General features: G+C 55.8%; 11 protein-coding genes. 8 read left to right on the forward strand and 3 right to left on the reverse strand.

Annotated features, from left to right (window positions below; genetic code table 11):
• Positions 1-192: 192 nt before the first annotated feature.
• Both RW65_RS03105 and metB read right to left on the reverse strand, forming a co-directional pair.
• On the reverse strand, positions 193-2625 hold the full coding sequence (locus tag RW65_RS03105) for a bifunctional aspartate kinase/homoserine dehydrogenase II (RefSeq protein ID WP_039055217.1): 2433 nt from the start codon (positions 2623-2625) through the stop codon (positions 193-195).
• A gap of 2 nt (positions 2626-2627) precedes the next feature.
• Complete coding sequence (gene metB, locus RW65_RS03110) at positions 2628-3788, reverse strand: cystathionine gamma-synthase (protein ID WP_039055219.1); 1161 nt, start codon at positions 3786-3788, stop codon at positions 2628-2630.
• 262 nt (positions 3789-4050) lie between these two features.
• Here metB and metJ point away from each other — a divergent pair, with 262 nt between their 5' ends.
• Positions 4051-4368: a met regulon transcriptional regulator MetJ gene (gene metJ, locus RW65_RS03115; RefSeq protein WP_007369220.1), complete on the forward strand. Its 318-nt coding sequence runs from the start codon at positions 4051-4053 to the stop codon at positions 4366-4368.
• 305 nt (positions 4369-4673) lie between these two features.
• Here metJ and rpmE read toward each other — a convergent pair whose 3' ends face one another.
• Entirely contained in the window at positions 4674-4886 is a 213-nt protein-coding gene (rpmE, locus tag RW65_RS03120) for a 50S ribosomal protein L31 (RefSeq protein ID WP_039055221.1), read from the reverse strand.
• Between the two features lie 206 nt (positions 4887-5092).
• On the opposite strand from rpmE, the gene priA reads away from it, so the two are divergent.
• The 7 genes from priA (at position 5093) to rraA (ending at position 13065) form a co-directional block, all read left to right on the forward strand.
• Positions 5093-7285, forward strand: a complete 2193-nt coding sequence (gene priA / locus RW65_RS03125) for a primosomal protein N' (protein WP_039055222.1) — start codon at positions 5093-5095, stop codon at positions 7283-7285.
• A 124-nt stretch (positions 7286-7409) separates the two neighbouring features.
• Positions 7410-8435, forward strand: a complete 1026-nt coding sequence (gene cytR, locus RW65_RS03130) for a DNA-binding transcriptional regulator CytR (RefSeq protein ID WP_039055223.1) — start codon at positions 7410-7412, stop codon at positions 8433-8435.
• 93 nt (positions 8436-8528) lie between these two features.
• A complete protein-coding gene (ftsN, locus tag RW65_RS03135; RefSeq protein WP_072037690.1) occupies positions 8529-9527 on the forward strand; it encodes a cell division protein FtsN in 999 nt (332 codons plus the stop codon).
• Between the two features lie 92 nt (positions 9528-9619).
• Positions 9620-10150 (forward strand): ATP-dependent protease subunit HslV, encoded by a 531-nt coding sequence (gene hslV / locus RW65_RS03140; protein WP_039055225.1) that lies wholly within the window; start codon positions 9620-9622, stop codon positions 10148-10150.
• 9 nt (positions 10151-10159) lie between these two features.
• Positions 10160-11491, forward strand: a complete 1332-nt coding sequence (gene hslU, locus RW65_RS03145; protein ID WP_039055226.1) for an ATP-dependent protease ATPase subunit HslU — start codon at positions 10160-10162, stop codon at positions 11489-11491.
• 66 nt (positions 11492-11557) lie between these two features.
• Positions 11558-12487, forward strand: a complete 930-nt coding sequence (gene menA / locus RW65_RS03150; protein WP_039055227.1) for a 1,4-dihydroxy-2-naphthoate polyprenyltransferase — start codon at positions 11558-11560, stop codon at positions 12485-12487.
• 92 nt (positions 12488-12579) lie between these two features.
• A complete protein-coding gene (gene rraA / locus RW65_RS03155) occupies positions 12580-13065 on the forward strand; it encodes a ribonuclease E activity regulator RraA (protein WP_039055228.1) in 486 nt (161 codons plus the stop codon).
• Positions 13066-13135 lie beyond the last annotated feature (70 nt).

The raw sequence follows: 13135 nt of genomic DNA on the forward strand, positions 1-13135 counted from the left end.
CGCGTGTCATTGTTTGTTGTTTTTCGAACTTCTATACGTTTAGACGTCCAGATGTAAAAATGACGGAAAACCATCAGGGCGTCAACAGGAAAATCACGATTCTGTGTGAGGAATGTTCAGCGAAGATGAAAAAAGTTCATGATCGTAACGGCAGTATCCTCTCCCGAACAGGGAGAGGATCAGAGAAGGGAACTACAGCAGCTGCGCCAGGCGGTTGATATCAGACTGAATAGCGCCAGCGGTTACATCGCGGCCAGCGCCCGGACCGCGGATCACCAGCGGGTTATCACGATACCAGCGGCTTTCAATGGCAAAAACGTTGTCCCCCGGCAGTACCGCCGCCAGCGGATGTTCCGACCGAACCGCTTCCACGCCAACCCGAGCTTTACCATTGGCATCAAAACGCGCCACGTAACGCAGCACCAGCCCCATTTCACGGGCGGCTTCCAGTCGCTGCACCATCTGGTCATTGAGCTCTTCCCCATTTTCAAAGAAGTGATCAACGGACCCCTCTTCACAGCCCGCTGGCACCAGAGACTCAACGCGCACCTGATCCGGTTCAATGTCGTAACCCGCTTCACGGGCGAGGATCACCAGTTTACGCATCACATCTTTACCGGAAAGATCGACGCGCGGATCCGGCTCTGTTAAGCCTTGCTGCCAGGCCTGATCCACCAGGTCCGTAAAGGGGACGGAACCATCAAATTGCAGGAACAGCCAGGAGAGCGTACCGGAGAAGATACCGCTGATCGCCAGAATCGCATCACCGCTTTCACGCAGATCGCGCACGGTATGGTTCACCGGCAGGCCCGCGCCGACGGTCGCGTTGTACAACCAGTGGCGACCGGTTTTCTCGAAGGCATCGTGGATCTGCCGATAGTTATCGCTGGTGCTGGCCCCGGCCAGTTTATTGGCGCTGATAACGTGAAAACCGTGGCTGGCAAAGTCCAGGTACTGTTTTGCCAGCTGCTCGCTGGCGGTGACATCCAGCACCACCAAATCGTCATAAGGATGGGCGCGCATCCACAGGAACAGCGACTCTTCATCCTGCTCCACCGCTTCATCGTTAAAGAACGCCAGCGCGCGGCTGGCATCCAGCCCATCATAGCTCAGCAAGCTGCGGCGGCTATCCACCACGCCCGCCAGCACAAATTCAAAGCCGGTACGCGCTGATAACGCGCTCTGCTCGCGGGAGAAGAGTTCAAGCCAGCGGGAACCGATATTGCCTTTGCCGAACAGCACCAGGCCAATGCGCTTCTCAGCCCGGAACAACGACTGGTGCAGGCCCTGAATCAGGCTTTCCGTCGGGCCGACGCGCAGCACCGCCACCAGGCTGATACCTTCGTCAGACTGCCAGATAAACTCTACCGGCTGCCCTTTTAACTGTTGCCAGAAACGGTGGCTGTGCAACGGATTGCTGCACACGCCCGCTCCGACCATCGCCACCATCGCCAGCCCCTGGCGCAGACGCAATTCGCCCGGCAGTCCGGCTTCATCAAGCAGTTTGAACACGCTATCGACCACTTCCGCGGTATAGCAAAGCTGCAACAAGTTGCGGTCAGCATGGACGCCAACCGCCAGCGGGCGCACCTGCGCACGCTTGAGGATCAGGTCAATCTCTTTATGGGCGAGCTTAAAGTCCTGCCCGGAGGGCACCAGAAACTCAATCAGGCAAACGTCATCATGGCTGGTAACAATCCGCGCCCCGGTACCGGAGGCAAGCACGCGTTCGATACGCGTCGATCCCTGCTCCGGGTTATAGCTACAGCGCAGCTGCAAATCGATATTGCTGGCGGAGACCGGCTGTAAAGTACGGGCATGCAGCACCGGTGCGGCCAACCGCGCCAGTTCGCTGGCTTCATCAAGACGCAGTAGCGGCAGCAGGCAGGCATCTTTTACTTTGCGCGGATCGGCACTGTAAACGCCCGCTACGTCGCTCCAGATGGTGACGCGAGAGACATCGCCCAGCGCACCGATTTGCGTCGCCGAATAGTCCGAGCCATTACGCCCCAACAGCACGGTTTCGCCCGCGTCATTGCGGCTAATAAAACCGGTGACAACGATACGTTTTCCCGGATATTGCGCCAGCTGTTGTTGCAGCAGGGGATAAGATGCGCCTTCATTGACCTGCGGTTGCGCAGCACGTTCAGCACGCAGAAAATCGCGAGCATCCAGCCAGGCAGCCTCGATCCCCTGCTGATTCAAAACGGCTGACATCAAACGCGCCGACCAGATTTCGCCATGACCCACCACTTCTGCGTATACCGCGTCGGTGATACCACCATCAAGCAGCACCGCCAGATGTTCAAGATCGTGGATAAACTCGCTGGTTAACCCGTCAGCGATGGCTGCGGGCAACAGCCCGCTGATTAAATCACTCTGGTAACGACGCAGCGATTGCTGAACCTGATGCGCAGAAAGTCGGTCAGTCTGGCTGAGCTTCAGCCAGCCGATCAGCTGATTAGTGGTGCTGCCTGCGGCCGAAACAACCATCATATCGCCCGGATGTGAATACTCCGCCATGATCCCTGCGACGCGTAGATAACACTTCACATCCGCCAGACTACTTCCACCAAACTTGTGCAGCTGACGAACCTTCGTCCCTGCCTGCGCAATCACACTCATGTTTACCCCTCAGCTGCGACGCGGAAGCCATTTTCCAGGTCGGCAATTAAATCTTCACTGTCTTCAATACCGGTTGAGATACGCAACAGCGACTCAGAAATACCCGCTGCGGCACGCGCTTCCGGCGCCATACCCGCATGGGTCATCGTGGCGGCGTGGGAGATTAAGCTTTCAACCCCGCCTAAGGATTCCGCCAGCGTAAATAACGACAGGCCGCTCAGGAAACGACGCAGCGTTTGCTCATCACCGTCCAGTTCAAAACTTAACATCGCGCCAAAGCCCTTTTGTTGACGCGCAGCAATCTCATGTCCCTGATTCTCCGGCAGCGACGGGTGATACAATTTTTTCACCAGCGGCTGTGTTTGCAGAAAATCGACGATCGCCTGGGCGTTACGCTGCGCCACTTCCATACGCGGTGACAACGTGCGCAGACCACGCAGCAGCAAATAGCTGTCGAAGGCGCTGCCGGTGACGCCAATATTATTCGCCCACCATGCCAGTTCGGTGACAGTCGCCTCATCTTTGGCAATCACCACGCCCGCCACAACATCGGAGTGGCCGTTGAGATACTTAGTGCAGGAGTGCAGCACCAGATCGGCTCCCAACGCCAGCGGGTTTTGCAACGCCGGACTCAGGAAGGTGTTATCCACCACGCTTGTCGCTCCGGCTTCACGGGCCAGCTGACAGATTTTGGCAATATCCACCACCCGTAATAACGGATTACTCGGACTTTCGACCAGCACCAGTTTCGGTTGTTCCGCCAGCGCGGCTTTCAATGCCTGCTCATCGCCCTGATCGACAAATTTCACCCGGTAGCAGCCGCGTTTCGCCAGGCTGTCGAACAGACGATAGCTGCCGCCATAGCAATCGTGCGGCGCCAGCAGCAGATCGCCTGGCTTGAGAAAAACCGTGGTCACCAGATGGATTGCCGACATGCCGGTGTTGGTCATCACCGCGCCCGCGCCGCCTTCCAGTTCCGCCAGCGCACGCTGCACCACATCACGGGTTGGGTTGCCGCGACGGGAATAATCGTGGGCGCGGGGTTCATTGAAAGCGGTGAAATTATAGGTACTGGAGAGATGGATAGGCGGGACAACGCAACCGTACTGCTCGTCATCGTTCAATCCGCTACGCACTGCGATGGTGGCCTGTTTACGCGTCATGGTGAAGGCTTCCTGGCTTAATGGATGAAAAATCTGCTGATAGAGTAAACACTGAGATAATAGACGTCAATACATCTGGACATCTAAACTTCTTTGCGTATAGATTGTGCGTCAGTATAATAGCCGTTAAAATTATATGCTTTAGTACCGGCCGCTGAGCGATACAGCATGTCACCCCGGTGACGCTACGGTAAACTACGCGGAATGACGGCCCTGGCTTATCCGGGCTTAGACTACTGACTAAGAGGATTAAAGGTATCTCATGGCTGAATGGAGCGGCGAATATATCAGCCCATACGCTGAGCACGGCAAGAAGAGTGAACAAGTAAAAAAAATTACGGTGTCCATTCCTCTTAAGGTGTTAAAAATCCTCACCGATGAACGTACCCGTCGTCAGGTGAACAACCTGCGCCACGCCACTAACAGCGAGCTGCTGTGCGAGGCGTTTTTGCATGCGTTTACCGGTCAGCCTTTGCCGAACGATGAAGATCTGCGTAAAGAGCGCAGCGACGAAATTCCGGAAGAGGCGAAAGTGATTATGCGTGAACTGGGGATCGACCCGGATACGTGGGAATACTGATTAAAACAAAAAAGGGCGGAAGATAACTTCCGCCCTTTTTATTTATTTCGTTGGCTCGCTCAGAAGCGCGTGACTTCCGGGTGCACTTCTGCCAGCGAGAGCAGGTAAGACCTCAGTACGTTTTTTACTGCCGTCAGCATATCGCTCATTTTCGTTCGCTCATCATTACTGGAGTGGATAGCGAAAATGATATGCTCGTTTTTTGATCAGGACAATATTTTTGTGATGAACTTCACAAAAATATTCTTCATCAGCAAAACGCAGAGACAAAAAAAGCGCCTTTCGGCGCTTTTTTCTTTGGCAACTTATTTGCTGCCCGGGATGCTGAAGCGTTTGTTGAAACGCTCAACACGACCACCGGTATCAACAACACGTTGTTTACCAGTAAAGAACGGGTGGCAGTTGCCGCACACGTCCAGGTTCAGGTCGTGACCCACGGTGGAGTGGGTTTTGATGACGTTACCGCAAGAGCAAGTTGCAGTAATCGCTACATAATTCGGGTGAATACCTTTTTTCATGGGAAACCTCAGTTTAAGGCCGCGTCGCTCTTCCAGCCCTAACGCCAGACACCACGCGAGTTAATATGTAAGTGTATCTTTGGCGCGCTAAAACGCATCAAAGGCGGCGAATCATACAGAAATTAACCAGCACATGCAAACTGATCCGCTCACCCGTAGCAACAATGTGTATACTATCCCGCCAGTTTTCAAGTCAGGAAGATGAGATGCCCGTCGCCCGCGTTGCGCTATCTGTGCCGTTGCCCCGCACTTTTGATTATCTGCTGCCTGACGAGATGTCTGTAAGCGCAGGTAGCCGCGTGCGCGTGCCCTTTGGTAACCAGCAGCGCGTAGGCATTGTGGTGGCGGTCAGTGACACCAGCGAACTGCCGCTGGCGGATCTGAAAAGCGTGGAAGAGGTACTCGACAGCGAATCTGCATTTTCACCGCCGGTCTGGCGGTTGCTGCTTTGGGCTGCGGATTACTATCACCATCCGCTTGGCGACGTGTTATTCAACGCCCTTCCCGTTCTGCTACGCCAGACGAAACCCGCCAGCGCGGAGTTTCAGGGCTACTGGTTCGCCACTGAACAGGGCCAGGCAGTGGACATTAACCGCATCAAATCGGCCAAGCAGCAACAGGCGCTCTCGGCGCTGCGTAAAGGCAAAGTCTGGCAGCACCAACTGGCGGCGCTGGAGCTGAAAAGCGTCACCCTGCAAGCGCTACGCGCCAAAGGACTGGTGGAGATGAATAGCGAAACGCCGACCTTTAGCGACTGGCGCGCTACCTTTTCCGTGAGCGGCGACAGGCTGCGTCTGAATACCGAACAGGCCACGGCGGTCGGCGCTATCCATAGCGCGGCGGATCGCTTCTCCGCCTGGCTACTGGCGGGGATTACCGGCTCCGGCAAGACGGAAGTCTATTTAAGCGTGCTGGAAAATGTGCTGGCGCAAGGCAAACAGGCATTAGTGATGGTGCCGGAGATTGGCCTGACGCCGCAAACTATCGCCCGTTTTCGTGAGCGCTTTAACGCCCCGGTTGAAGTATTGCACTCCGGCCTCAACGACAGCGAGCGGCTCGCCACCTGGCAGAAAGCGAAGAGCGGCGAAGCGGCAATTGTTATCGGTACACGCTCGTCGCTGTTTACGCCGTTTAAAAACCTGGGCGTGATTGTGATCGATGAAGAGCACGACAGCTCGTATAAACAGCAGGAAGGCTGGCGCTATCACGCCCGCGACCTTGCCGTTTATCGCGCCCACAGCGAGCAAATCCCGATTATTCTTGGCTCGGCAACCCCGGCGCTTGAGACGCTCTACAATGTGCGGGCGCGCAAATACCATATGCTGCGCCTGACCCGCCGCGCCGGCCATGCGCGCCCGGCGATGCAGCATGTGCTTGATATGAAAGGCCAGTCGTTACAGGCCGGTCTGGCCCCGGCGCTTATCAAGCGTATGCGCCAGCATCTGCAGGCGGGAAATCAGGTCATTTTATTTCTCAACCGCCGCGGTTTTGCGCCCGCCTTACTGTGCCACGACTGCGGCTGGATAGCGGAATGCCCGCGCTGCGATCACTATTACACCTTCCATCATGGGCAGCAGCAATTGCGCTGCCACCACTGTGATAGCCAGCGTCCGGTGCCGCGCCAGTGTCCCTCCTGCGGATCAACGCATTTGCTGCCCGTCGGCCTCGGAACCGAACAGCTGGAACAGGCCTTAGCGCCGCTGTTTCCCGGCGTGCCGCTCTCACGTATCGATCGCGATACTACCAGCCGTAAAGGCGCACTCGAACAGCACCTGGCCGAAGTGCATCGCGGCGGCGCGCGGATCCTTATCGGTACGCAGATGCTGGCGAAAGGGCACCATTTCCCGGATGTTACGCTCGTTGCGCTGCTGGATGTCGACGGCGCATTATTCTCCGCAGATTTTCGCGCGGCCGAACGCTTTGCCCAGCTCTATACCCAGGTTTCCGGTCGCGCCGGACGCGCGGGGAAACAGGGTGAAGTGGTGCTGCAAACGCACCATCCCGAGCATCCGCTGTTGCAGACGCTGCTGCATAACGGCTATGACACCTTTGCTGAACAGGCGCTGGCGGAGCGGCAAACGATGCAACTGCCGCCGTGGACCAGCCATGTGTTGATTCGTGCTGAAGATCAGAACAACCAGCACGCGCCGTTGTTTTTGCAGCAACTCAAAAATTTACTGCAGGCCAGCCCGCTGGCGGATAACCAGCTCTGGGTGCTGGGTCCGGTGCCGGCGCTGGCGGCCAAACGCGCCGGGCGCTACCGCTGGCAACTCCTGCTACAACACCCTTCCCGCATTCGTTTACAGCATATCGTGACCGGCGCGTTAGCCCTGATTAACACCCTGCCGGAAGCGCGCCGGGTGAAATGGGTGCTGGATGTTGACCCGATTGAAGGCTGAGAGTGCGAGCCAGGATATAAAATTCAACATTCATCACACTTTTCATGAAAATTCTGTAACCGGTGCGCTTAACTATCTGATAAAACTGTGCCAACGCTTGCACCGTGCATGCCAGGAGAACAAGGTGAAACCCAAAAATCAGGTTGCGGCGGCAACCATGAAAGATGTTGCCATGAAAGCAAAGGTTTCAACGGCAACCGTGTCACGGGCATTAATGAATCCGGACAAAGTGTCGCAGTCTACTCGTAACCGCGTTGAACAAGCCGCACTGGAAGTGGGCTATTTACCGCAGTCGATGGGCCGGAACGTCAAGCGTAATGAGTCACGTACGTTGCTGGTGATTGTGCCGGACATTTGCGATCCTTTTTTCAGCGAAATCATTCGCGGGATTGAAGTCACTGCGGCTGAAAACGGCTATCTGGTGCTGATTGGCGATTGTGCACATCAAAACCAGCAGGAAAAAACCTTTATCGACCTGATTATCACCAAGCAGATCGACGGTATGCTGCTGCTCGGCTCGCGTTTGCCGTTTGATGCCAGTATTGAAGAGCAACGTAATTTACCGCCGATGGTGATGGCCAACGAATTTGCGCCGGAACTGGAGCTGCCGACGGTGCATATTGATAACCTGACCGCCGCGTTTAACGCCGTTAATTATCTGCAAGAGCAGGGACACACTCTGATCGGCTGTATCGCCGGTCCTGAAGAGATGCCGCTGTGCCATTACCGATTGCAGGGCTATGTTCAGGCGCTGCGCCGCGCCGGAGCGACCGTTGATCCCCACTATATTACGCGCGGGGATTTCACCTTTGAGGCGGGCGCACGGGCCCTTGAGCAGCTTTTAACGTTGCCGAAGCCGCCAACCGCCGTGTTCTGCCATAGCGATGTGATGGCTCTCGGTGCGCTGTCGCAAGCCAAACGCCGGGGTCTGAAAGTCCCCGATGACTTATCAATAATCGGCTTTGATAACATCACCCTTGCTGAATTCTGCGATCCGCCGCTGACCACCGTCTCGCAACCGCGCTATCAGATTGGTCGCGAAGCAATGCTGTTACTGCTTGAGCAGTTGCAAGGGCATAATGTCAGCAGCGGTTCGCGCTTACTGGAGTGCGAACTGATAGTGCGCGGCACCACCCGGGCGCTTAAGTAAAGCCGCAGTCTTTCAGACGCCTCGTCTGGTCAAAACCCCGTCGCTTAAGTAACATGGCGGGCTGTTAAACGAGATAAATACAGCGAAACGATAGTGGCACAACGAGATTATGTACGCCGCAGCCAGTCGGCTCCTGCGCGGCGCAAGACGAGTAACTCAAAGAAGAAACCACGCAGCCGGTCTGCGGTCTCCCCCGCCATGGTCGCCATTGCGGCCGCCGTTCTGGTCGCCTTTATCGGTGGTCTGTACTTTATTACGCACCACAAAAAAGAAGAAGCAGAGACACTGCAAAACCAAAAAATGACCGGTAACGGCCTGCCGCCGAAACCGGAAGAGCGCTGGCGCTATATTAAAGAGCTGGAAAGCCGCCAGCCCGGCGTACGTGCACCGACCGAGCCGACGGCCGGTGGCGAAGTACAAAAACCGGAGCAGCTGACCAATGAGCAGCGCCAGCTATTAGCGCAGATGCAGGCCGACATGCGCCAGCAGCCTACCCAACTTAACGAAGTGCCGTGGAACGAACAAACGGCGGAGCAGCGCCAGCAAACCCTGCAGCGTCAACGCCAGGCGCAGCAGCAACAGCAGTGGACGCAGTCGCAGCCTGTACAGGCTCAGCCGCCGCGTACACAAACGCGAACCGAACAACCGGTGCAGCAGCCGGCACGCACGACGGCCACCCCGCCGCCGCGCCAGACGCAAACGGCCACTTCTTCAAAGCCCGCGTCGAATTCACAACCGTATCAGGACCTGCTGCAAACGCCGCCGCATAACGCTACCGCGCAGCCGAAAACCCAGCAGGCCGCACCGGTAACCCGGGAAGTGGAAACGCCGAAAGCGCCACCGCAAACGGCTGAGAAAAAAGACGATCGCCGTTGGCTTATTCAGTGCGGCTCGTTTAAAGGCCAGGATCAGGCCGAAACGGTGCGCGCCCAGTTGGCATTCGAAGGTTTCGACTCACGCATTACCAGCAATAACGGCTGGAATCGCGTGGTAATTGGCCCGGTGAAAGGGAAAGACAACGCCGATTCAACTATTAGCCGCCTGAAAATGGCCGGCCATGGAAACTGCATCCGTCTTGGCACCGGGGGTTGAAACCCCCAAAATCCCCCCCATCTATAATTGCATTCTGCCCCGTACACCGTGCGGGGCGCTGTATTGTGCATTTGTAACCAAGGGGTCTGCTCGTGACAACAATCGTAAGCGTACGCCGTAACGGCCATGTGGTTATTGCCGGTGATGGCCAGGCCACACTGGGTAACACCGTGATGAAAGGCAACGTGAAAAAAGTTCGCCGCCTGTATAACGACAAAGTTATTGCGGGCTTTGCCGGCGGTACGGCCGACGCCTTTACGCTGTTCGAATTATTCGAACGCAAGCTGGAAATGCATCAGGGCCATCTGGTGAAAGCCGCCGTCGAACTGGCAAAGGACTGGCGAACCGATCGGATGCTGCGCAAGCTGGAAGCGCTGTTGGCGGTGGCCGACGAAACCGCGTCGCTGATCATTACCGGTAACGGCGATGTGATCCAGCCGGAAAATGACCTGATTGCTATCGGCTCCGGCGGGCCATATGCCCAGGCGGCTGCCCGCGCGCTGCTGGAAAATACCGAGCTTGGCGCACGCGAAATTGCTGAAAAGGCGTTGGGAATTGCAGGCGATATCTGCATCTACACCAACCACTTCCACACCATCGAAGAATTACCTTCTAAAGCGTAAGGATCTCCCATGTCTGAAATGACCCCACGCGAAATTGTCAGCGAACTGAATAAACACATTATCGGTCAGGACGCGGCGAAGCGTTCTGTGGCGATTGCTCTGCGTAACCGCTGGCGTCGCATGCAGCTTAATGAAGAGCTGCGCCATGAAGTGACACCGAAAAACATTTTGATGATCGGCCCAACCGGCGTCGGTAAAACCGAAATCGCCCGCCGTCTGGCAAAGCTGGCCAACGCGCCGTTTATCAAAGTTGAGGCGACCAAGTTCACCGAAGTGGGCTACGTCGGGAAAGAAGTGGATTCTATCATCCGCGATCTGACGGATGCGGCAGTGAAAATGGTGCGCAGCCAGTCAATCGAAAAAAACCGCTACCGCGCGGAAGAGCTGGCGGAAGAGCGTATTCTCGACGTGCTGATCCCACCGGCCAAAAACAACTGGGGCCAGCCGGAACAGGCGGCTGAACCTTCCGCTGCCCGCCAGTCTTTCCGCAAAAAACTGCGTGAAGGCCAGCTGGATGACAAAGAGATTGAAATCGATTTGGCAGCAGCGCCAATGGGCGTTGAGATCATGGCGCCTCCGGGCATGGAAGAGATGACCAATCAGCTGCAGTCGATGTTCCAGAACCTGGGCGGCCAGAAGCAGAAACCGCGTAAGTTGAAAATCAAAGACGCGATGAAGCTGCTGATCGAAGAAGAAGCGGCAAAACTGGTCAACCCGGAAGAGCTGAAGCAGGAGGCTATCGACGCCGTTGAGCAACACGGGATTGTGTTTATCGACGAAATCGACAAGATCTGTAAGCGCGGCAACACCTCCGGCCCGGATGTTTCCCGTGAAGGCGTGCAGCGCGACCTGCTGCCGCTGGTGGAAGGCTGCACCGTATCGACGAAACACGGGATGGTGAAAACCGACCACATTCTGTTTATCGCCTCTGGCGCATTCCAGATTGCCAGCCCGTCGGACCTGATTCCGGAGCTGCAGGGCCGTTTGCCGATTCGCGTTGAGCTGCAGGCGCTGACCGCAGAAGATTTCGAACGTATTCTCACGGAGCCAAACGCGTCTGTTACTGTACAGTACAAAGCGCTGATGGCGACGGAAGGCGTAACGATTGATTTCACTAATGATGGCATCAAACGTATCGCCCAGGCCGCATGGCAGGTGAACGAAACCACGGAAAACATCGGCGCGCGCCGTTTGCATACCGTGCTGGAGCGCCTGATGGAGGATATCTCCTATGACGCCAGCGATCTGGACGGTGAGTCTATCGTTATTGATGCAGACTATGTGAGTAAGCATCTTGATGCTTTAGTGGCAGATGAAGATCTGAGCCGTTTTATCTTATAATCGCGGCAACACTGTTTTCATCACACTCGATGGGGGCTCAGGCCCCCATTTTTGTTGGCTGACTTTATGAACGAAACGCAATCACAAAGCCTTACCCAGGCATGGCTTGAAAGCCTACGCCCAAAAACATTACCGCTGGCGTTCGCTGCGATTATCGTAGGGACGGTGCTCGCCTGGTGGCAGGGCTATTTCGATCCGCTGGTGGCGCTGCTTGCGCTAATCACCGCCGGTCTGCTGCAAATCCTTTCCAACCTCGCCAATGATTACGGCGATGCGGTAAAAGGCAGCGACAAGCCGGATCGCATCGGCCCATTGCGCGGGATGCAAAAAGGGGCCATCTCCCTTGGTCAGATGAAGCGTGCACTGATAATTGTCATTCTGCTGAGCTGCGTTTCCGGGCTGATGCTGGTGACGGCGGCCTCGCAAAGCATGGCGGATTATATCGGTTTCCTGGCGCTTGGCGGGTTGTCGATAATCGCCGCCATCACCTATACCGTTGGCAAACGCCCCTATGGTTATATTGGTCTTGGCGATATTTCAGTGCTGATTTTCTTTGGCTGGATAAGCGTTATCGGCAGCTGGTATTTACAAACCCATATGCTGATCCCGGCGGTTATTCTGCCCGCCACCGCTTGCGGTCTGCTGGCGGCGGCGGTGTTGAATATCAATAACCTGCGCGATATCGATAGCGATCGTGAAAATGGCAAAAACACGCTAGTGGTGCGTTTAGGGCCGATCAACGCACGACGCTACCATGCTGGTTTGCTGGTCGGCGCGCTGCTGTGTCTGGCGCTTTTTAACCTCTTATCGCTGCATAGCCTGTGGGGCTGGCTGTTTGTGCTGGCAGCGCCGTTGCTTATCAAACAGGCGCGCTTTGTGCTGCGCGAACGCGATGCGCGTGCCATGCCGCCGATGCTGGAACGGACGGTAAAAGGTGCTTTATTGACTAATTTATTGTTTGTATTAGGAATAGTCCTTAGCCAAACGCATTTTTAACTGATAATTGTCAATTAACAATTGATGATTTTGCCAACAGCGCGCGATGCGCGATATACTGAGGGCTCTCGTCGCAACTGAACGCTAATCCTATGAAATATGATACCTCTGAGCTTTGTGATATCTACCAGGAAGAGATCAACGTCGTGGAACCGCTGTTCTCCAACTTTGGCGGACGGTCGTCGTTTGGCGGACAAATCATCACGGTGAAATGTTTCGAGGATAACGGGTTGCTGTACGATCTGCTCGAACAAAACGGCCGTGGTCGTATTCTGCTGGTCGATGGCGGTGGCTCTATGCGTCGCGCCTTAATCGACGCCGATCTCGCCCGTATTGCGGTACAAAATGAGTGGGAAGGCCTGGTGGTCTACGGCGCGGTGCGCCAGGTGGACGATCTGGAAGAGCTGGATATTGGCATCCAGGCGATTGCCGCTATTCCCGTTGGCGCAGCGGGTGAAGGTATCGGTGAAAGCGACGTGCGCGTCAATTTCGGCGGTGTAACCTTCTTCTCCGGTGACCATCTGTATGCCGACAATACCGGTATTATCCTCTCCGAAGACCCGCTTGATATCGAGTAAACGAAAGGGCACCCTCAGGTGCCCTTCTTATTTTCTTTTCGTCCCGCACAGCGCCTGGCTTCTCCGTCGC

The sequence above is a fragment of the Enterobacter sp. Bisph1 genome, from assembly GCF_000814905.1.
GTDB lineage: Bacteria > Pseudomonadota > Gammaproteobacteria > Enterobacterales > Enterobacteriaceae > Kosakonia.

What these genes read in the sequence shown, in the direction of transcription:
- rpmE (WP_039055221.1), bottom strand. Translation starts at nt 4,886, where the DNA reads ATGAAAAAAGGTATTCACCCGAATTATGTAGCGATTACTGCAACTTGC.
- hslU (WP_039055226.1), top strand. Translation starts at nt 10,160, where the DNA reads ATGTCTGAAATGACCCCACGCGAAATTGTCAGCGAACTGAATAAACAC.
- RW65_RS03105 (WP_039055217.1), bottom strand. Translation starts at nt 2,625, where the DNA reads ATGAGTGTGATTGCGCAGGCAGGGACGAAGGTTCGTCAGCTGCACAAG.
- rraA (WP_039055228.1), top strand. Translation starts at nt 12,580, where the DNA reads ATGAAATATGATACCTCTGAGCTTTGTGATATCTACCAGGAAGAGATC.
- metJ (WP_007369220.1), top strand. Translation starts at nt 4,051, where the DNA reads ATGGCTGAATGGAGCGGCGAATATATCAGCCCATACGCTGAGCACGGC.
- priA (WP_039055222.1), top strand. Translation starts at nt 5,093, where the DNA reads ATGCCCGTCGCCCGCGTTGCGCTATCTGTGCCGTTGCCCCGCACTTTT.
- metB (WP_039055219.1), bottom strand. Translation starts at nt 3,788, where the DNA reads ATGACGCGTAAACAGGCCACCATCGCAGTGCGTAGCGGATTGAACGAT.
- menA (WP_039055227.1), top strand. Translation starts at nt 11,558, where the DNA reads ATGAACGAAACGCAATCACAAAGCCTTACCCAGGCATGGCTTGAAAGC.